16 protein-coding genes are annotated in these 22,188 nt (G+C 41.3%); 6 read left to right on the top strand and 10 right to left on the bottom strand.

Annotated features, from left to right (window positions below; all coding sequences use genetic code 11):
• Positions 1–106 precede the first annotated feature (106 nt).
• The 5 genes from L0657_RS16070 to L0657_RS16050 all read right to left on the bottom strand — a co-directional run bounded on the left by L0657_RS16070 (position 107) and on the right by L0657_RS16050 (position 7,952).
• Positions 107–1,105: a 4-hydroxyproline epimerase gene (locus L0657_RS16070; RefSeq protein ID WP_235151801.1), complete on the bottom strand. Its 999-nt coding sequence runs from the start codon at positions 1,103–1,105 to the stop codon at positions 107–109.
• Between the two features lie 90 nt (positions 1,106–1,195).
• Positions 1,196–2,728, bottom strand: a complete 1,533-nt coding sequence (locus L0657_RS16065) for an aldehyde dehydrogenase (NADP(+)) (RefSeq protein WP_255717875.1) — start codon at positions 2,726–2,728, stop codon at positions 1,196–1,198.
• 103 nt (positions 2,729–2,831) lie between these two features.
• On the bottom strand, positions 2,832–3,770 hold the full coding sequence (locus tag L0657_RS16060; protein ID WP_235151799.1) for a dihydrodipicolinate synthase family protein: 939 nt from the start codon (positions 3,768–3,770) through the stop codon (positions 2,832–2,834).
• Between the two features lie 190 nt (positions 3,771–3,960).
• On the bottom strand, positions 3,961–5,904 hold the full coding sequence (locus tag L0657_RS16055) for a DUF3857 domain-containing transglutaminase family protein (RefSeq protein WP_235151798.1): 1,944 nt from the start codon (positions 5,902–5,904) through the stop codon (positions 3,961–3,963).
• A gap of 11 nt (positions 5,905–5,915) precedes the next feature.
• Positions 5,916–7,952, bottom strand: coding sequence for a transglutaminase domain-containing protein (locus tag L0657_RS16050; RefSeq protein ID WP_235151797.1), 2,037 nt, complete (start codon positions 7,950–7,952; stop codon positions 5,916–5,918).
• 213 nt (positions 7,953–8,165) lie between these two features.
• Here L0657_RS16050 and L0657_RS16045 point away from each other — a divergent pair, with 213 nt between their 5' ends.
• From L0657_RS16045 to L0657_RS16020, 6 genes are all read left to right on the top strand, one after another.
• The gene (locus L0657_RS16045) at positions 8,166–9,260 is read left to right on the top strand and encodes a Gfo/Idh/MocA family protein (protein WP_255717874.1); all 1,095 of its coding nucleotides are present in this window, start codon (positions 8,166–8,168) and stop codon (positions 9,258–9,260) included.
• A gap of 541 nt (positions 9,261–9,801) precedes the next feature.
• The gene (locus L0657_RS16040; protein WP_235151796.1) at positions 9,802–10,416 is read left to right on the top strand and encodes an RNA polymerase sigma factor; all 615 of its coding nucleotides are present in this window, start codon (positions 9,802–9,804) and stop codon (positions 10,414–10,416) included.
• 128 nt (positions 10,417–10,544) lie between these two features.
• Entirely contained in the window at positions 10,545–10,850 is a 306-nt protein-coding gene (locus tag L0657_RS16035) for a hypothetical protein (RefSeq protein ID WP_235151795.1), read from the top strand.
• Between the two features lie 210 nt (positions 10,851–11,060).
• Complete coding sequence (locus tag L0657_RS16030; protein ID WP_235151794.1) at positions 11,061–14,312, top strand: TonB-dependent receptor; 3,252 nt, start codon at positions 11,061–11,063, stop codon at positions 14,310–14,312.
• A gap of 36 nt (positions 14,313–14,348) precedes the next feature.
• Positions 14,349–15,923, top strand: coding sequence for a RagB/SusD family nutrient uptake outer membrane protein (locus L0657_RS16025; RefSeq protein ID WP_235151793.1), 1,575 nt, complete (start codon positions 14,349–14,351; stop codon positions 15,921–15,923).
• A 137-nt stretch (positions 15,924–16,060) separates the two neighbouring features.
• Complete coding sequence (locus L0657_RS16020) at positions 16,061–18,121, top strand: sialate O-acetylesterase (RefSeq protein ID WP_235151792.1); 2,061 nt, start codon at positions 16,061–16,063, stop codon at positions 18,119–18,121.
• A gap of 59 nt (positions 18,122–18,180) precedes the next feature.
• Here L0657_RS16020 and L0657_RS16015 read toward each other — a convergent pair whose 3' ends face one another.
• The 5 genes from L0657_RS16015 to L0657_RS15995 all read right to left on the bottom strand — a co-directional run bounded on the left by L0657_RS16015 (position 18,181) and on the right by L0657_RS15995 (position 22,179).
• Entirely contained in the window at positions 18,181–18,960 is a 780-nt protein-coding gene (locus L0657_RS16015; RefSeq protein WP_235151791.1) for a TIGR00266 family protein, read from the bottom strand.
• Positions 18,961–19,026: 66 nt separating this feature from the next.
• Complete coding sequence (locus tag L0657_RS16010) at positions 19,027–19,278, bottom strand: hypothetical protein (RefSeq protein WP_235151790.1); 252 nt, start codon at positions 19,276–19,278, stop codon at positions 19,027–19,029.
• A 109-nt stretch (positions 19,279–19,387) separates the two neighbouring features.
• On the bottom strand, positions 19,388–20,938 hold the full coding sequence (gltX, locus tag L0657_RS16005) for a glutamate--tRNA ligase (RefSeq protein WP_235151789.1): 1,551 nt from the start codon (positions 20,936–20,938) through the stop codon (positions 19,388–19,390).
• Positions 20,939–21,138: 200 nt separating this feature from the next.
• Positions 21,139–21,510, bottom strand: coding sequence for a RidA family protein (locus tag L0657_RS16000; RefSeq protein ID WP_235151788.1), 372 nt, complete (start codon positions 21,508–21,510; stop codon positions 21,139–21,141).
• A 138-nt stretch (positions 21,511–21,648) separates the two neighbouring features.
• Positions 21,649–22,179 (bottom strand): acyl-CoA thioesterase, encoded by a 531-nt coding sequence (locus L0657_RS15995; RefSeq protein ID WP_235151787.1) that lies wholly within the window; start codon positions 22,177–22,179, stop codon positions 21,649–21,651.
• Positions 22,180–22,188 lie beyond the last annotated feature (9 nt).

Raw genomic sequence — 22,188 nt, 5'->3', positions numbered from 1 at the left:
GCAAAGTTTTGCGCAATGGACACAACCTTATAGTTTAAATTTCACGTCCATTGCGAAACTTATTGCGCCTATTGCGCCGGGCCGCCGGAGCGGTTAAAATTTTCTATTACAACACTTGAAACCCATAAGCATAAGGATCCTCATCGTCAATGATAATGGTATTATATCCAGTTACCATCGCCCATCCTTCAATTCCAGGAATGATAGCGGATTTATCACCAATGGTAACTTCGTCCTCAACGGTACCTATAAATTTGGACCCGATGATACTTTCATGGATAAACTTATCGCCTTTTTTCAACTTGCCTTTTGCATGCCATTGCGCCATACGTGCCGAAGTTCCGGTACCGCAAGGAGATCTGTCAATTGCTTTGTCTCCGTAGAAAACAGCATTTCTCGCTGTGGACGTTGGATCAATCACCGCACCTGCCCAAAGAAAATGACTGAGTCCGTTGATGTATTCGTTTTCCGGATGAATGAAAGTGTATTGTTCATTCATCCGCTTCCTGCAAACCCGGCTCCAGCTGATTAATTGATCAGCGGTATAATTTTCCAGTCCTTTAAAATTTTCCTGCGGATCTACGATCGCATAAAAATTTCCTCCGTAAGAGACATCAACTGTCAGAGTACCTAAATCAGGACATTCGACAGTCAGTTTTTCGGCTGCTAAAAAGGATTTGATATTAATCAGCTTGACCGATTTTACTTTTTTACCTTCCTGCACATATTCCACCAGAACCAGTCCGGCAGGTGTTTCGAGACGAAGTTTTCCCGGCACTTTTGGCGTTACCAAACCTTCTTCAATGGCGATGGTTACAGTGCCAATCGTCCCGTGACCACACATGGGCAAACAACCACTGGTTTCAATATATAAAACACCAATATCATTTTCAGGATCTACGGGCGGATAAAGTATACTTCCGCTCATCATATCGTGGCCGCGGGGCTCGAACATCAATCCTTTTCTGATCCAGTCAAATTCTTTCAAAAAATGAAGCCTGCGCTCCATCATGCTGTTACCTTGCAACAAAGGCCCTCCACCCGCGACAACCCGCACCGGGTTGCCGCAAGTATGGGCATCTATACAGAAAAAAGTCTTACGCATATGTATCGGCTGTCAGCTATCGGCTTTCGGCATTCAGCTTAGGCATTTAAATTATTGTATTGTTGTTCCGTTAAAATGATTTGAACGCAATCAGCTAACCGCCTCTTTTGTTCTTTCATTGTTGATTGTCCGCCAGATATTTAACGGATTGCTGTTTTTCAATTCGTCTGGCAAAAATTCATCAGGCCAGTTTTGAAAGCTCAATGGTCTCACGAAACGCTTAATCGAATCTGCTCCTACCGAAGTATAAGCGCCGTTGCTGGAAGATGGGAAAGGCCCGCCGTGATGCATCGATTTACAAACTTCAACACCTGTCGGGAAATTATTGAATAATATACGACCGCATTTTGTTTGAAGAATGGATATGGTTTCCTCATTTGCAGTCAAATCTTCATTTGTCGCAAAAAGTGAAACGGTTAGCTGCCCGTCAAGTTTTTCTGAAACTGCCAACAATTCTGAGGTGTCTTTACATTGAACAATTAATGCAAAAGGTCCGAAAACTTCATGCATCAACGCAGGATTAACCAATATTTCAACACCAGAAACTGTTGCTACGGTAGGCAAACCTTGTCCTTGTGCTGCTTCTGTCGAAGAAATTGCAACAACTTCAACGCCAGATTGTCCGATCATTTTCTCACGACTTTCAGCATATCCGGTTGCTATTTTTTCATTAAGCATCGGACAAGGTGCGATACCCGCAATTTCCTGTTTTAAAGCTTCAATAAACAAATCAAGATCTTCACCGGAGACGCCGATTACCAATCCCGGATTAGTACAAAATTGCCCAACACCGAGCGTAAGCGATCCGGCATATTGTTTGGCCAGTTCCTGCGGTGCTGATTTAATTTTATTTGGCAAAAGATATAATGGATTTACGCTTCCCATTTCGGCGTAAACCGGAATCGGTTCCTGACGTTGGTTTGCCAGATCCATTAATGCTTTTCCTCCGCGGTATGAACCGGTAAAACCAACTGCTTTCATCAACGGATGACTTACAAGCTGCTGACCAGTTTCGAATGTCGAACTGTAAACATGAGCAAATATTCCTTCCGACATACCGCTTTTCTCAACGGCGCGGGAAATTGCATCAGCCATAATTCCAGACGTTTTCGGATGACCTTCATGTGCTTTTACGATTACAGGACAACCTGCTGCGATCGCACTCGCGGTATCTCCACCTGCTGTCGAAAATGCAAATGGAAAATTACTTGCCCCAAAAACTGTAACCGGGCCCAGCGGCACAGCCGTTTTTCTGATATCTGGTTTTGGTGGAGTGCGTTCTGCATTTGCCGTATCAATGCTCGCATCCAGAGAATCGCCCCTTTCAATTGCATCGGCATAACTTCTCCACTGAAAAATTGTTCTTGCTTTTTCTCCAACCAATCGCCCCTCCGGCAAATGAGATTCTGCCATTGCAGTCTGGACAAGCTCAGGACCAAGCGCTTCGATTTCATCAGCTACGGCACGCATGAAAGCGATCCGTTTTTGAAGCGGAAAGTTTTTACTTATCAAAAAAGCCTCCTGGGCTTTTTGAACAATACGATCTAATTCTTCTTTTGAAATATCCATAATGGGGGCTTTTAGCGATTCGCTATCAGCGTTTATAATGTTGGTTGGTTCCAAAAGCTTTTCATAAGCTTTTCGTTCAGGGTTAAATGTGCCTTACATATACCCTAAACAGAAAAGCACTTTTGGTTAAAATTATAATTCAACCAGAAGAACAAAATTATGCAACGGATGAGTCCACAGCCAGATTTAAATAATCCGACAAAACAGGCTGAGTTTCGATTGCGTGATTGACAATTGCCAAAACCTTTTCTCTTTCCGCACCTTCCAACACGAGTCTCGGAGCTCTCACATATTCAGATCCGATGCCTGCAAGAGTCGCTGCCAATTTAATATTCTGAACCAGTTTAGGATGAATGTCAAGTTCCAAAAGAGGAAGATACCATCTGTAAACTGCAAGAGCCTCTTTGTATTGACCCGCTTTTACGAAGTTGAAAATAGCAACGGTCTCTTTCGGAAAAGCATCAACCAGACCACCGACAACACCGTCAGCGCCAAGCATTACCTCTTCCATAATTAAAGTATCCACACCACAGAAAACTTTGAAACGATCACCAAAACGATTAAAAATACGAGTTACGTTACTTACATCACGCGTAGATTCTTTTATCGCCTGAATATTTGGATAAGCCGACAATTGCTCAAACATATCCAAAGTCACTTCAATTTTATAATCAACCGGATTGTTATAGATCATCACAGACAAAGAAGTGCTCTTCGCAATCGTTGTGAAATAAACGACCGTTTCCTGATCATCAGCTTTGTAACGCATCGGAGGCAAAACCATCAATCCGTCTGCACCGATTTCCTCTGCTTTTTTAGCGATTTCAACGGCAACAGCTGTCGATTGTTCTGCAATACACAAAACCACCGGCATATCCGCAGGAAGTGATTTTTTTGCAAATTTCACCAATTCATATTTTTCTTCCGATGTCAATGTGCTCGCTTCACCCAAAGATCCTGCGACGATAATACCAGTAATCCCGGCCTCAACCTGTGCAGTAAGATTTTTTGCGAACATGTCGAAATCGATCGTGTCGTCAGATTTAAACGGTGTAACTAATGCAGGAAATACGCCCTGCCATGATGCCTTGTCCATAATATATGTTTTAATAAATTTAAGAATCAGAATTTTTAACAAAGGTAGATGGTGTATCGCCTGGAAACATTTCAGGTATTAATCAATAATAAACATATTTTAACATAAATGCAGTTGCTTCATACTTAAAAGTTATGAAACAACTGCAAATAGATAGACAGATCAATATTGGTAAAAACGACGTGAGCCGTCAGGTTTTGCTCTCTACGAAAACAATCTGGGAACGGTCTGCTTTTCTGATTTTTTTTAAAAAATCAATCCACTTTGGGTAATCAGCGGATGAGAAACGGCCTCCTTTCATAGTAACATTCCTTAAATAAAACAGTCTGTTATTATCAAACTCCACCTTGACAGTATATATACCAAAAACGGATTCAATTTTTAAGTTCGGAAGTGAAGTTTCCAGCTTTAATCCAGCCGGAATTTCAAAGGAAACACTGTCCGAATCTGTAAAATTATAATCGGACGGAGGCAGATAAAAATCCGTGGTCTGTTCTTTTGAAGAATTTGGCAAGGCTAATTGCCTTGTTAATAAATTAGGCTTAACAAATAATCTGTCGCCTGTTCTTGTGGCGCAATTTCGAACCAAAATCCTTAACTTTTCTGTCACCACGGGAACTTCATTATCGGTCTTGCTATATTCAATATTTTCCAGCTCCATGTTGGGCAGCTCCAAATTACTTAGCAGCCATTTTTTTTGTTCTTCCTTTGTATAAACATACAAAAGTCTCTCCCGGGCCTCCTGCTGCATTCCTTTGAAGTTTGTCCGGACACTTAACTGTCCATTACCCTTTTCATCCAGTTTTGCATTTATAACGCGATTTACTACGTTCTCTTCAGATTCGTAAAAATGTGTCGTTACCAGCTTTCCTCCTTCTGGCATCACAAGCAAAGCTTTACGATTACCAGTGAATGAGCCCATAAAACCGGCAGACGTATTCTGACTGGTACATTCAAGCCAAATCGTATCTTTTGGTAAGATAGCGCAGGCAATAACATGGTTAAACTGGTTACTTGGAAAGTCCAGATTATTTTCTGCTTCATCACCAGCTTTGATCAAAGCTACATAAGAAGTAATTCCAACTTGTTTTAGGCTCGCTGCCATAAAATTACTTAGTGCCTTACAATCTCCATAACCTTTCGCGGCGACAGTCATGGCATCGATCGTTTGCCACCCTCCAATTCCAAGTTGAATGCTCACATACCGGCTTCTTGCCTGCAGCCATTTATAGAGGAGCAACACTTTTTCACGATCTGTTCTGGCATCTTTCACAACCGATTTTATTTCTGCAATCGTCTCGGCAGGCATTTGATCACGGTCCTTGTTCAGCGTATAATAAAATTTACTAAAATCTTCCCAGTTGTTCAAAACTCCCGAATATTCCTGAATTTCAAAAGCAACCGGTGCTGTCAATACTCTTGGCAAAAATTCATTTTCGGGTAAGGGGTATGGTGTTTTATCAAGAACTGCATGATTTCTCATTGTCCATTCATACAGTGGCAAACCGTCTGTATCAAACGTTTTTTTTACCGGAGAAGCACCATTATACTCTTTATACCTAAATGTAAAACCAATGGGTGTTTTTATTTTGAACGAAGAATATTCAATAGAGCTTCTGCCATTATTCGTCGGAACCCAACTGGGATAAGACATCATATTCCGATCTCTGGTATCATAGCTAAGTTCTATGGAATACGGATATGGGTAGCTTTTCCGACCAAAATCTACAACCTTAAATCTGGCATCTGTTATATCATTTCCAACTATGCCATAGCCAAACTCTTTTATATCAGAGCTTTTTATTTTCCTGATCAGCTTACCATCTGCATCATAAATATTGGCGGCAAGGTCTGTGATTTTTGTAAATTTATCATGACGGACCATCATTTCACTATACGTATCTTCGCCTTTCTCATTTAGAATTGTCACAACTAAACGGTTGCGCTGTTTAGCTTCCGACTTAGATAAAATTTCAAAAGTCTCTTCGTCAAGACGAATGACAGCATTAGCATCTTTAAGTAGTTCCAGCGGTATTTTACTAACGCTAAAATCGTGCGCATAAGCAAGACTTTGGAGTGCAAAAAAACAAAGTGTCAGCAATGTCTTTGGTAAAAAAATATTGATTGTTTTCATCTCAATTAAATCTATTTCTTTTTCTTCAAAACAAGTAACTGCGCATGTTTTTCGACCACCCGGTCATAAAACTCTCTGAGCAGCTCGTATTCCGATGCAGTAAAATAGGACTTATTAATTACGAGCACACTGTTTACCGAGATCACATTCCCTTCTTGTTTTACCTGATAAGTAAATCTCCCTGCTTTTTCTGGCAATGCGATGATAGCCGTCTGGGGGATTTGCTCTAAATAATACCCTTCGGGAAATTTGAAATTTCCAATGAATGTAGTTGAACTCGTTGTCGTCAGATCAACAGGGTATATCCTGTTCAGCGCTTTGAATGGATTTTCATAAATCTTCCCAGCCACCATTGGATTGAAATAAAAAACGTCAGATGCCGATCCGTCACTTTCAGCTTCAAAATCGTAGGTTATTTCAACTGATTCTCCTAACTTTTCATTTTTGTTTGATACTCTGAAATTGTCAATATCCCAGTCAGGATTCGTCTTTTTTACCTGTTCAGAAAAGTTTTCTTCCGCTTCTAAAAGATATCTGTCTCGCCACCTCAAAGCTTCGTAACCACCCAAGGTCATAAAATATTTTCCTTTTAACAAACCATTTTCCGGCGAGACATCTGCGTCAATCTTTTGATATTTTCTCAGTGCAACTTTAGATCTTAAATCTAGAAAACGGCCTTTTCCATTATTCAAAACTAACCTCCCTTTTGTATTAAGCGCATTTTCAGGTAACATGCCCAAAGGTGTATTTCTTTGCGTCGCATCCAGCAGATATTCTTTTTCACCCAGTTTTACGTGACTCACCACATAATTGAAACCATCAATAAGAGGAATTTCTTCAATGACCCTTCCATGTGAACGTGTACTTAACACGACAGGATTACTTTCCAGCCCTAATTGTCTCAGCAAATTGGTAAGCATCAGATTAATATCACTTACGTTCCCTTTTTTATTTTCAAAGGCTTTTTTAACGCCCTCCTCGGATACAAGACCTGTCTCTCCATTCCACTTTATATTTTGACGAATGTAGTCATACGCCAGTGCCATTCTTTCTTCCGGGTCTGTTGTCTTTTTTGCTAAAACTTCATTAATTTCCTTTATAAATAAAAAATTTTTCAACTGTCCCCCAAAGCTGCCTGTGCTAAGCAACGTTCTGTCCACATCAGGCCAGGTTTGAGAATAGCTTTTCATTCCTTCTCCATAAATATGCACACTGGCCAGTTCGAATGCGATCCGGGAAACGTAATCCTTCTTAGTTGTAATGTAAGACTCATTTGCAAACGCTGGTGCATCTTTAATAACAAATCGATACGCCAACCCGGGCCCATCAATTTGCCGATGGCCAATATCAATGTTTACATTCTCCCGCTTGTCAATATGAAGCGGTAGATAACCTCCAAAGGTGATTTTGTAATAAAGAACATTAGGGATTGTAATTTTGTACTCACTCCATTTGCAAGGAATATCCTGTTGGAAATTCCAGTCATCCGGCTCTGAACGGAAAGCAAAAGGTGTGGCTTTGGTATAGGTGTATTCAATGACAGATCCCTTTCTGACATTTTGCAGGTTAAATTTGCATACCCAGTATTTGTCAGACAGTTTTTCTCTAACTATGGCTTTTTTCGGCATCGCAACCGTTTCAATATTATTTGCGACGAGATTGTAAGTAAAACCGGAAATGTCAGTAATGCTTTCATCCCTTTCAAGGTTTCCATCTTCGCCATAGCGAATGATTACCGACGCACGGTCAAGTGCGGATTCTTTCAAAATCTTGATTCTGACTCGGTATTCAAAAATCAGCATGAGTCCGACATGATCCTGGTAGCTGAATCTAAGTTCTCCAAAATCATAAAGCACCAAGGCCTCCGCGCTGCTGTCCGCCGGATAAGCATTCATTTCAAGAGATGCACGGTCAACAATCCCATAGGTTGGTTTAAGATCTTCCTGCGCAAAGGCACAGTTACAAATTGTAAGAGCAAAAAAAACGCAAATGCAAGCGAGACGCCTGATTCCAGTATGAGGAACCACAAGAGAAAAATTGATAAACATCTATTAAGAGGAGATAAATTTCGTGCATTATGCAACCTTTAGTTCATTAAAAAAAGAACATCATTACAATTCTTATATTTTAAACATTCTTCTATGCTTTTGATACTTGCAATCGGATCACCAGCAAGTGATAATTCCCTAAACGGATTTAAATCGTTAATTTTGGGGTTAATATTCCTATCTACCCAATATTATTAAATAACAATATTTCGTATGTCTGTTTCAGTTAATGAAAATCCGTTGCGCGTCCTGGTTGTCGGCTGTGGTAACATGGGCGCATCCCACGCAATTGCATATCAGTTGTCTGATGGTTTCGAAATCTGCGGAATCGTATCGACCGGAAAGAGCAAAGAAGTTTTAAACGAAAAACTTGGCGGCGGTTATGCCTTGTACAGTGACTATGAAACCGCATTAAACGAAACCCGGCCAGATGCTGTTTGTATTTCCACTTATCCGGATACGCACGAAACTTTTGCGATCCAGGCTTTGGAAGCAGGCGCTCACGTATTTATAGAAAAACCGCTGGCCGCCTCTGTTGAAGGTGCTAAAAGAGTGGTTGCCGCTGCAAAAGTAGCCGGCAAAAAAGTTGTTGTTGGTTACATTCTTCGCCACCATCCTTCGTGGGAGCGTTTCGTACAGGAAGCTCAAAATATCGGTAAACCGCTGGTTATGCGAATGAACCTGAATCAGCAAAGCCATGGCTATATGTGGACAGTTCACCGTAATTTGATGAAAAGTCTTAGCCCGATCGTTGATTGCGGTGTACACTATATAGATGTGATGTGCCAGATGACTCGCTCGAAGCCAATCCGCGTGAATGCAATAGGTGCGCGTCTGACGGACGATATTCCTGAGGGAAATTATAACTATGGACAACTTCAGATCTGGTTTGAAGATGGTTCGGTTGGCTGGTATGAAGCTGGCTGGGGTCCAATGATCAGCGAAACTGCATTTTTTGTAAAAGACGTGATCGGGCCAAAGGGTTCGGTTTCAATTGTTGCGAAAGATGCCGCCGGAGCCGGAAAATCTTCTTCTGTGGAGGCTCATACCAAAACTGAATCAATAAGAATTCACCATGCCGCTTTAAATGATAAAGATGAATTTGTTCACGAAGATTCATGGATCAATCTGGAAGACGAGCCGGATCACCAGGAATTATGTAACCGCGAACAAGCTTATTTCCTGAAAGCTGTTAAGGAAGATCTCGACCTGACAGACCACCTGGAAGATGCTGTTACAAGTTTGCAAATCGCTTTTGCCTGCGATGAATCCGTTCGGAATGGAGGTGTAGTTATCGATCTGGTGTAAGATCAAACATATTATTTGCTTAAAACGGGTGTCAGCATTGGCACCCGTTTTTATTTTTATTGGCGATCTGAGCCGTTCTCAAATATCCAGTTCTTCGATAACTAAGGGTAAAATTATTGTACACAAAAAAAATTTAACAATCACATAATGGGAGTGATATATCCCAGGAATACGGACTGACACCATTCTTCCGATTCATGTAATTTTTTGTAGTAATCACGCGGCATAACAGATACGAATGCCGACCTTCTCCTTACTTGATTTGATTCTCAGCACTATACAAATATCCCACCTACGCAAAATCAAATAATTATTTTTTTTAACAATTTGTTTATACACGATAAATACCCATCGGTTACATAACAATTTTCTGTTTATAGAATTTTTTTGCAAACGTTTGCAGGGACATTTTAATGACAATATTAAAATTCTATTTAATTATTATATTTATTTATTATAATATTGCCCCTATTAATTAAAACTTTAAAATATCTATTGTTAAAATTATACTTCCCTATCCTGATAAAAAGCTGTAAAATCTATGAGCGCAAATAGAATTCAGTTTATCGAATTTGATGATGAGGAACTCTTATCTGAAATCAAGCTGGACAACCACCTGGCTTTCGAAGAATTATACCGAAGATACTTTTACAGACTTTTGAATGATGCCTACAAACGTCTTCGCGACAGGGATCATTCGGAAGAGCTGGTGCAGGAATTATTTGTAGGATTATGGTCTAAAAGACATCAAATTTTGGTTGCTAAAACGTTTGATGCGTATATTCACACGTCTCTTCGCAATGCTGTCATTTCATTTTTCCGTAAGAATTACAAGGTTGCAGAATTCCCCGATGACTATTCTGAAAAAGAAGCTGACCAGGCTACTTATGAGGAAATTGCATATAACGATTTGAAAACAGCGTACGAAAAAAGCCTTTCCCACCTTCCCGAAAAATGCCGAAGTGCCTATGAACTGTTTGAAAGCGGACTTACGATTAGAGAAATTGCCGATAGTTCCAACGTTTCTACCAAAACTATTGAAAGCCATCTTTTAAAAGCCCGAAACACAATCCGTTATCAGCTTCGCAGCTTTTCGCCTGCTGCTTACATAGCTTTCGTCATGAGCGTTTTAGAGCAAAATTTAAATCTGATTTAACTTTTGATAAAGAAATTTGATTTTTTTTATCAATCAACTAAGGTGTTAGCCTTTCTCGCACGTCCTTGTAAAACAGATCGATTAAATTGTATTAATCCGGTTTATTATTATCCAAAACGAATGTATATATGAAGACACCTGTACCATCCGGATTATTAGATAAATATTTAAGCGGAACCTGCACGCCACAGGAGCGTGAAGAAGTAGAAAGCTGGTACCAGTCATTCGAAAGTTCACCGGAAATAAATTCCCTGTTCCCAGAATCAAAAAGTGAAGAGTATTCTAAATCGATTCTGGAAAAAATCAAAACCAAAATAAAACTGAGAGAGCTCGAAGACATTAAGAGCGGAAAGTTCCCAATCGGTCGGCAAGCTTACTGGTACCTGGCGGCTTCGGTCCTGATAAGCAGCGGCGTGTGGACTATCTCTCTATAAGCAGGTTCATCAACCGAACCGACAATCAATGAACATTTTAACTAAGCTAATACAGTCCATTTTTAATAATTTAAATTAAATCAATTTATGAAAGAAAAAACCCTGACTACCTTTTTAGGCTGTAATCAACGATCACAGGCCATTCACGCTTACAAAACATTGTGCGCATAGGCTATACATTACATTTTCATAATTAAAGCAACCAACTGTATGAAAAGGAATATTACCAGAAAAAGCAAAACTCTTAAAGGAGCGATGCAAAAAACAGTTTTAGTAGCTCTCGCGCTGTCGTGTTCTTTTGGAACATACGCGAACGGGAATATTGAAACGATATCTGCCAAACATAAAAATACGAATCTGTCCGGTTTGAAAACTGCTGACAGAACGATTAAAGGAAAAGTTACTGAAAAAGATAAAGCAGAAGGCCTTCCAGGCGTGAACGTGGTGATTAAAGGAACCAGCACGGGTACTACAACAGATGCGACAGGTTCTTACACACTTTCTGTACCGGAAAGCGGCGCTACATTGGTATTCAGCTTCGTTGGTTATGTGAGCCAGGAAGTTGCAGTAGGCAATCGTTCTACAATTGATGTTGCCATTGAATCAGATACTAAAGCGTTAAGTGAAGTTGTTGTTATCGGTTATGGTACAGCAAGAAAATCAGATTTAACAGGTGCTGTTGGTTCAGTAAAAGAAGATCAGCTTAAAGAAAGACCTTCCCCTTCTTTGAATCAGGCTTTGCAAGGTAAAGTTTCAGGGGTTCAGGTAAACGTGAACTCAGGTCGCCCGGGTGGAAGAAGCAATATACGTATCCGTGGTTTCAGTTCTATCAACTCTTCCAACAACCCATTGTACGTTGTAGATGGAGTAATGCTTCCACAAGGAACTCAAAACCAGTACAGCTCAGCCATTGATTATATCAACCCGAATGATATCGTTTCTGTTGAAGTATTGAAAGATGCATCTTCTACTGCGATTTATGGAGCGAGAGGTGCAAATGGTGTAATCCTTGTTACAACAAAAAAAGGAAGATCTGGTGAAGGTATTGTGACTTACAATGTTGACGTCAGTGTACCGACGATCGGTCCAAAAAGACCAAAAACATTGAATGCTCAGCAGTATCTTGATGTGGAAGATCTTGCGTATGCAAATATTCAGAAATTTGACCCGGCTGGCTGGGCTACCGGAAAATATGCCAACTTAAACCCTCAGACGCGTAGAGCTGCTTTTAGCCTGCAGCATCCTGACGTATTCACGCAGGCAGCAGACGGAAGCTACAAACCAAACTACGATACAGACTGGTTTGAAGAAGCAACGCAAAATAAAATTTCTCAAAACCATCAGCTTGGTTTCAGCGGTGGAAATGATAAAACTACTTATGCATTGTCTCTCGGCTACCGTGATGATCAGGGTTTATTAAAAGAATCTTATCTGAAACGTTATTCAACTCGTTTCAGCATTGATGATCAGGTTAAAAAATGGTTGAAAATCGGCGCGACTTTGAGCTATAACAACCAAAGCGAAAATCTTGTTGATATCAACGATGCTGTTCCACGTCAGATGGTGGAAGATTTCCCTTTCCTTCCTGTAAGATACCCTGACGGAACTTTTGCCAATAACAGAGATTATCCTCAGGCAGAAGGTTCATTCAGTTCTATCCACAGATTGTCTGGCCGTAAATATATCGTGAATACTGCTACTACATTGGGTAGCTTGTATGGAAATGTTACACTTGCAAAAGGTCTGGAACTACGTTCGGTACTTGGTATCAACGTGATCAACCAAGAAGTGAACCAATCTCAGACACGTACACTTGCACTTTCTGAATTTGGTACTGCCAGCAAAGATGCAAGAAAAGAAACGTTCTGGTCATGGGAAAACTACCTGACTTACAACAAGACAATGGGAATCCATTATTTGAACGTACTTGCCGGTATTTCTTGGCAAAAAACGAACGTTACAACAACAAATGCCAGTGTTCGTAACTTCTCGACAGATTATTTCGGATTTGACAACCTTGGTGCGGGCGCTACGTTGCCGGCAGTGGGTTCTCTTGAACAAAGTTTTGCGTTTAACTCATATTTTGGACGTGTGAACTATACATTGCTTGATAAATATCTTGTAACGTTCACGGGACGTGCGGATGGATCTTCTAAATTTGGAGAGAACCATAAATTCGCGTTTTTCCCTTCTGCGGCTTTGGCATGGAAAGTATCTGATGAAGAATTCCTGAAAGGAAATTCAGTTATTTCTAACTTGAAAATTCGTACAAGTTACGGTTTGACTGGTAACTCTGAAATTCCTCCTTATTCTTCTTTGTCACTGCTTGGTTCTGGCTATGCTACGATTTACAACGATACAAGAGTAAGTGGTACAGGTATCAACCGTTTGGCTAACCCTGATTTGAAATGGGAAAAAACAGCACAAACGGATGCAGGTTTAGAGATCAGTTTCCTTAAAGGCAGAATTTCTGTTGAAGCAGATTACTATTACAGAAAAACTACAGACATGCTTTTGGATGCACCGGTTCCACGTTCAAGCGGATATGCTGTAATCAGAAAGAACATTGGTTCTATGCAGAATAAAGGATTTGAATTTACTTTGAACACGACGAATATTGAAAGAGGCGACTTCACATGGAATTCAAGCTTCAATATTTCTTTGAACAGAAACAAAGTACTTTCATTGGCAACACCTTCTGATATTTTCGGTGTAGGTGGTCCTAACTTTACAAACCAGACAGGTATTATCCGTATCGGAGAACCAGTTGGATCGTTCTGGGGATTAACACGTTTAGGAACTTGGAGCGAGGCTGAAAGAGATGAAGCTGCCAAATTTACCAGCTACCGTAATAACCTTACTATGTTGCCAGGTGATATCAAGTATAAAGATTTCAACGGCGATGGTGCTATTACAGATGCTGACCGTTCTATCATCGGAAATGGTAGCCCAAAAGCTTGGGGTACATTCTCCAACACAGTTCGCTTCAAGAGCTTCGACCTTACTTTTGATGTACAATACTCCTACGGTAACGACGTTATGGACATGACGCTTCACCCAAGTGAAGACCGCGTTTCTATCGCAAACAGCTACACTTCTGTATTGAATGCTTGGACACCTACTAACCAGAACACACCTGTTGCGCAAATTCGTGAAACAAGAGCTGGTTATGTAACAAACGTAGATTCTCACTGGATTTTTGACGGATCATTCCTACGTGGAAGAAACTTGTTGTTGGGTTACAACTTCCCATCTGACATGGTGAGCAAACTTAAACTTAGCAAACTAAGACTTTATGTTTCTGCTCAGAACTTCTTCCTGCTTACAAAATACCCACATGGAGATCCGGAAGTTACGCCAACAAACGGAGATCAGAACAGCAACGTATTCTCGCAAGGTATGATCTGGCACGGCTATCCAAAACCAACCACTTACATGGCAGGTTTACAGATCGCGTTCTAATTAGCCAAAAAAATTAATCCTTAATAAACATTGATTATGAAGTTATATAATTTAAAAAATGTAGCCAAGGTACTTCTCTGCGGATCCATTTTACTTGGCCCGACAAGCTGTTCGGATTTCCTTGACGAGAAAGATCCATCTAACTTAACACCGGAAAGTTTTTACACCATACCTGATCACGCAGAGGCGGCTATTGCAGCCACTTATGCAGGTCTTCGTTTCTATGGTGAAGGAGCTGGTATTTTCTCTGCAAACTGGCAATTGCTTGAAGCTGTTACAGGAACAGCAACAACAGAAACAGGTCAGAATTCAGATTTGAATAACCTTTATTCTCTGACTTATGACGGAAACACTGCTCATATCAATAACTGGTATAATGGTTTGTACAGAATTATTGCCAACGCCAACCTTGCTTTGGAAAAAATTCCAACGATTCCATTTCTTGCGCCAGCAACTGAGGCTCAGAAAACTAAGTTGATCGGGGAAGCGCGCTTCCTTCGTGCGTGGGCATATTTCTACGCTGTGAGACTTTGGGGAGATGTACCTTTGGTTACCACTCCTCAAACTGCAAACTCGACTGATTTCTTGCCGTCTCGTGCGCCTCAGGAAGAAATTTACAAGCTTATCGTTGACGATTTGGTTGCCGCAGAAGCAGCTGGTTTGCCAGTAACTGAAACAAGTGGACGTGCTACGCAGATGGCTGTTAAATCACTTTTGTCAAAAGTATATTTGACAATGGCTGGCTTTCCATTGAGCAAAGGAGCAACACATTACAAACTTGCCGCTGATAAAGCACTGGAAGTAATCACGTATTCAAAAGCAAATCCCGCAGTACTTAATCTGTTTGATACTTACAAACAAGTTCATCAGGAAAATTTGAAAAACCGTGTGGAGCACATTTTCCAGATCCAGTATAATGTGGCAGTAGCAGGTAATCCATTAGGAGATTATTTGCCAAACTTCAAACCGGTAACTTTTTCAGGCCCGGGTGGAACAGGAAGCACAGTACCAACTTTGTCTTTCTACAACTCTTATGAAGCAGGTGACCTTCGTACAGTAGATCAGGAAGGATGGTTCTATACGACTTACTTCACAAACGGTAACGGAGCACGTTTTTCTCTTGGAGCTCCTTACGTTTTCAAACACTTCAACCAGACCGCAAATGGAATGGAAGGTGTAGCGGGAACTCGTAACAACAACCTGAACGTTCCGCTTATTCGTTATGCAGAAGTTCTTTTGATCTTTGCAGAAGCACAAAACGAGCTTGGTGCACCAACTCAGGAAGCTTATGACGCATTGAAAAAAGTACGCGACAGAGCTAAATTGACAACGCCTGCACTTGGAAGTTTCTCGCAGACTTCGTTCCGCGAAGCAGTGTGGAGAGAGCGCTGGTATGAATTCGCTTATGAAGGAATTACCTGGTTCGACATGGTTCGTCTTCGTAAAGTTTTCAACGAAAAAACAAAAGGATTTGACAATTTCGTTGGTCACCTTAACCTGAATGTAGGTGCCGGGGTAGCTTTGCAGGAAAAACATCTGTTGTTCCCATTAGGTATCCAGGAAATGAAAAATAACCCAAATCTGACTCCTCAGAATCCAGGTTATAACTAATAAATTTGAAATTTCACAAAGCCAGCTCAGCAGCCAAAAGCGATGAGCTGGCTTTTTTGTTTTATTTTTAGCGAACTTTATAACTAGAAACCTTTCTCCCAATATCGGCAAGCCTTTGAATAATAAACCAGCACACTATGACGGAATTTGTTTTGCGTTGCAATTACCGGCTTTCTCTTAACCTCTCCCACCGGAATCTGCTTCTTACTTTTTTGTTTTTTTTAAGTTGTTGCTTAGGTCTGCGTGCACAACTGGTAATTAAAAGCCCGATTAATAATCAGGTGTTACAAAGAGATAAATCCGGGTTTGCAGAAATATCAGTTACTGCTTACGCCTATGTCCCTTACGAATCCATTGAAGCTAAACTGACTCCTATTCAGGGTAATATTGCCGAAATAAAATCTTTGTCATTTTCCAAAAGCCAGATTGATCAGGGATTTTTAACTGCAACATTTGAAGCAAAAACAGGCTGGTATGAATTGCAGCTAACCGGATACGCAGCAAATGGAACGGTTGATATCTCAGCGGCTTCCCGGGTAGGAATTGGTGAAGTCTTTCTGGTCGCGGGAAATTCAAATGCGATGGGATTGCCGGATCTGGGTTCTAAAAATTCTTCTGACCAGGTTGTTACATTCAATGCAATAAACAAATTTCTGAACGCTGACAACATAACTGTCGCGCCGGACGAACCTATGCAGGCGCCCCAGTTCGCGCCGATAAAAGCAAAAGATTATATTTTTCCGTCTGGAGAAACTTCCTGGTACTGGGCAGAACTTGGTGATATGCTTAATAAAAAACTGAATACGCCTGTCCTGTTTCTAAACTCAGCATGGGCTGCTGCGAATTCAGAAAACTATCGCGACGGTGCGTCCGGCAAAGATGCCTTTAATGTTTATGTCGGAAAGTTTTGGCCGAACCGTCAGCCCTATACCAATATTATAAACACAGTTCGTTACCTGAATTCTTCACTCGGATTGCGGGCGATACTTTGGTCGCATGGTGAAAATGACGCGCAGCAAGGGGTTACTGAGGAAAATTATTTTAACAATATCCGAACATTAATCACCAATAGCCGACGGGATACTGGAAAGGATATACCGTGGATTATAGCCAGAAACTCCGCCAGCTCGACACTGCCGAAACCATACGTTCCGGTAATTACAGCTCAAAACCGGATAATTTCCTTGGATAGTTTCAACACTTATGCTGGACCAAATCTTGACACCGTCCAAATGCCCCGGCCACAGCAAGGCCATTTCGAAAATATCGCTGGCGGTGTCCAGGGACTGACATTGGCGGCCTCGGCCTGGAATCGTATTTTGACTGATTCTTTGATGGACGAAATAACTCCGCTTCAACCCAGCTATGCCATTCATACAGGTGTTACTCCTTTCCAAGTGTTTCCCGGAGCATCTTTTACCTTACCATTCGACCTGACTGGTCTGCCAGCCAGCTTGCTCTCTTTGCAAGCTGAACTTTTGGATAGTGCAGGAAGATTTGTGGCAATAGTGGGCGCAGGAAACCAAACTCCCCTGAAAATTCAAATTCCGCAAGAGATTAAAAACGGCCAATATCGTATCCGCCTGACTGGATTAAATCCCGTTTTAACAGGAAGCGTGTCTGATCATTTTTCAGTCAGCAGTGCCTATACCGAAGTTGATTTTATCAATAAACTGACGGCAAGGACTGTTGATAACAAAACGCACCTGGCCTGGCTGATAGCGGCCGTGCCGGGTCTAAAGCAAATTGTTATACAAGTGAACAATGATGGCGAATCGTTTTCAGACATCAAAACGTTTGATCCTGATAATGAGACCAACTCTCAGATCTTTTCTCATATTGACGAAAACGATATCAAAACGAGTAGTTTTTACAGATTAAAGTTGGAATATGAGAATGGTGAAGTTGGATATTCGGCGGTGTATTCAATTTTCCGGGAAGGTTCACCAGCTAATCTGGTCATTTTCCCAAACCCTGTAACAAAACAATATTTCTATTTCAGAGCTGATGAAGATATAAAACTGGTTAAGTGCGCACTTTTCGATGCAAGGGGAAATGAACATCCTATTCGCGTCTCAGATAACGAAATTGTTGGCCTGGTAAGGGTCGAGCCTGCGCATCCATTGCCGAGTGGAAATTATTTTCTGAAAGTGATTACCGAATCAGGTGTTATCGGACAGACGGTTTTATTCTATTAATAACAAAAATGGTAAGTACAGGGGCACTTACCATTTTTGACTTTTGTAAAATAATCTTGTTACGATTCAAAAAGATTGCCTAAACCGCCAATGACTGAACCGCCTTCTTTTCTCGCATTTGGTCCGCCTACTGACAATCTTTGAATCAATTTAGAAATTGGCATCGACTGAATCCAAACGCGTCCAGATCCGCGAAGCGTTGCAAGAAACATACCTTCGCCACCAAACACCATAGATTTCAAACCACCTGAACGCTGGATATCAAAACTCAGCGATTGCTCAAAAGCGACCACACATCCGGTATCAACACGCAAAGTTTCATTGTTCAACTGACGCTCAATAACAACGCCGCCGGCATGAACGAAAGCCATTCCATCGCCTTTTAATTTTTGAAGAATAAAACCTTCGCCACCAAAAAGTCCAGATCCGAAACGCTGGTTGAAGTGGATCTTCATGCTGGTGCCAAGTGCGGCACACAGAAATCCGTCTTTCTGCACAATCAGTTCATTACCGTAAATTTTGGACAAATCAATCGGCATAACTGTTCCGGGGTAAGGCGCAGAAAATGCAACCTTTCTTTTCCCAACACCGTGGTTTGTAAAATGCGTCATGAAAAGAGATTCGCCAGTCAGCACACGCGTACCTGCCTGAAAAATCTTACCCATAATACTCTGATTGGCCTCAGATCCATCACCCATTTTGGTTTCAAACTGAATACCATCTTCCATAAAAAGCATTGCACCGGCTTCGGCAATTACCGTTTCATTAGGATCGAGTTCTATTTCAACGATTTGTATATCATCGCCGATAATTTTGTAATCGATTTCGTGTGAGATCATCTAGCTTTCAAAGTTTATATGTAATAAGTAAATCACGCAGGTATGCCATAAACAAACATTACTTCCCTATTCCTCTTCTTCCTCCCCGGATTTTTTGGCTTTTGTTTTTTTGGTTTTCCTTCCAGGAATATCTTCCCGGTCACGAAGTTTCTTATCATCCACGTTTTTGTTCAAAAACTGGTTGATACGATCCATATCAAAGCTCGTCGTTATCTCGCCAAACGAATTTATCTGGATGTCAAAACCGTCCAGATCTTTGTGCACACGAGGTTTCTCGTTTGCAGGTTTAGCGGAATCAGGTTGTTTCTTTTTGGCCATAATGTTAATTGGCTATCGGCCCGAGGGCCAGTAAACTAAATTACTTATACGAAATTATACGACTATAAACCCATTGACAAAGCAAATTGATCGAACGGTTATTTTCGACTTATGCCAGGCGAATTTGCGCTGGCAAACGGTCAAGCGCTTGTGCTAATCTGTTAATTACTTCTTGCTTTCCTAAAATTTCCATGATCACCATCAAATCCGGGCCAGCACCTGCGCCGGTCACTGCAAGACGCAATGCCTGCATTATTTTTCCCATCTTGATACCAGACGCTTCCATTTTCCCGGAAAGCGTGTGTTTGATATTGTCTGCTACAAAATCTCCATCGAAATCTTCAAGTGCATCTTTAAATCCGGAAATAGCATTCACAGCTTCCTCATTCCATTTTTTTATCGCAACATCCTGATCATAAACTTCAGGAGCATTGAAAAGAAATTCTGATTCTGTAACAATCTCTTTTGTTAAATGAACACGGTCTTTCAACAAATGCACAATCTGGATCAGCTGGTCGTCATTCACTACAATTCCTTTTGCTGCATAAAGTGGTTTAATTTCAGCCACGATCGAGGCATCATCTTTCAATTTCAGATATTGCTGGTTGAACCAGTTTGCTTTCTGGATATCGAATCTTGCACCGGCTTTATGAACACGATCGAAACTAAAAGATTTAATCATGTCATCCATACTGAAAATCTCCTGCTCAGTTCCTGCATTCCAGCCAAGCAAAGCAAGGAAATTGGCAGTCGCTTCCGGGGAATATCCTTCTTCACGGAAACCTTTCGCCACATCACCCGTTACCGGATCGGTCCATTGCAATGGAAAAATAGGGAAACCGCCAAGATCTGCGTCACGTTTTGAAAGTTTTCCGTTTCCGTCAGGTTTCAATAATAATGGCAAATGCGCAAACTGGGGCATAGTACTTTCCCAGCCCAAATATCTGTAAAGCAAAACGTGCAAAGGAGCAGACGGAAGCCATTCTTCTCCACGGATCACGTGCGTGATTCCCATCAAATGATCATCCACAATATTGGCCAAATGATAAGTCGGCATACCGTCAGATTTCAACAAAACCTTATCGTCAATCTGCGAAGAATGAACAACCACCCATCCGCGGATAAGATCATTGAAACGAATATCTTCTTTCGGCATAATTTTCATCCGGATCACATAAGGCTCGCCGCTTTCGAGACGTGCTTTTGTTTCTTCCGGGGAAAGCGTCAGAGAATTTTTCATTTCCTGACGGGTAATAGCGTTGTACTGAATTGCAGCAACTTTTGCTTCTTCAAGACGCTTGCGCATCACATCAAGTTCTTCCGCAGTATCAAAAGCATAATAAGCCTTACCGTCGGCAATCAGTTTTTCAGCATACTGACGGTACATTTCTTTTCTTTCCGACTGACGGTATGGTGCATGAGGCCCACCATTTTGCGGCCCTTCATCAATTTCAATTCCAAGCCATTCAAGTGCTTCAAGAATATAGGCTTCTGCTCCGGGAACGTAACGATTCTGATCAGTATCTTCAATGCGAAGCAACATTTGTCCACCTTGCTGGCGGGCAAAAAGATAATTATATAAGGCAGTGCGGACACCTCCTGCATGGAGTGGTCCTGTTGGGCTTGGGGCGAATCTCACCCGAACTGGTAATTTATTCATTATTAATATTTCAACATTAAATATATCTGTCACGAAGTGGTTACGGGTAGTCAAGGGTATTCAAGAGTGGTCAGGCGTGGTCATTTATTGTCAGGAAATTGTCATTTATCGTTTATAAGCCCTGACTACTTCCTGACAACACATGACAATTTCCTGACCACTTCCTGACAACACATGTCTACTTCCTGACAACTTCCAGTCTATAACTCCACCGCAATCACGGAAATTTCAACATTTACATCTTTCGGTAAACGGGCAACCTGAACAGTTTCACGAGCAGGAGGTTCATTGGTAAAAAACTGACCATAAACTTCATTCACCACGGCAAAGTCATTCATATCTTTCAGATAGATATTCGATTTAACGACATTTTCGTAACCAAGCCCGGCAGCTTTTAAAATATGCCCGATGTTTTCCATCACCTTGCCAGTTTCCACTTTGATACTTCCCGACTGAGAAGCTTCAAAAGCGATTTGCCCTGAAACGTATAACGTGTTATCAACTTTTACAGCCTGGCTATACGGGCCGATCGGAGCAGGAGCTTTGTCCGAAAATATGATCTCTTTTGCCATTTTTTATAAATAATAAATGAAAGCGTTTTATAAATAATTTTCTGTGAAGCGCGTATAATTTGCGAACCACACGAGAAAACAATCAACCAACAACGGCAGGCCGCCTATGGTTTAGCAAAATTACCAAAAAAAGATGGGTTATGGCTTTTCTTCCTGTATTTCGAACAAGGCTTTTAATTCGATTGCTTCGGAAGGCTTCATTCTTCCGGCTAAAACCAATCGCAACTGACGGCGACGTAAAGCACTGACAAATAATTCCTGGTCAGCTGCAGTTTCCGGCAACAACGGTGGAACTTCAATTGGTCTTCCGTTTTGATCAACAGCCACGAAAGTATAAAATGCACGGTTCGTGGCAACACGCAATCCTGCGGGAATATCCTCCGCCCATACTTCGAGAAACACTTCCATCGAAGAATTAAAAGCGCGGGTAACACGGGCATGCATGGTAACAATATTTCCTAAACGGATTGGCTCTGTGAAAGAAACGTTATCAACCGAAGCGGTTACGACGATACGATTTGAATGTTTTTGAGCTGAAATGGCTGCACAAATATCCATCCAGTGAAGCAAGCGCCCCCCCATCAAATTATTGAGCGTGTTGGTATCGTTGGGAAGTACCATTTCAGTCATGGTCACCTCCGACTGCTGCGGGGTTTTTGCTTTTAACATTGGGCTGAT

Origin of the sequence: Dyadobacter sp. CY345 (assembly GCF_021502725.1) — a bacterium.
Classification (GTDB): Bacteria; Bacteroidota; Bacteroidia; order Cytophagales; family Spirosomataceae; genus Dyadobacter.
This window is presented reverse-complemented; position numbering and strand designations above follow the sequence as displayed.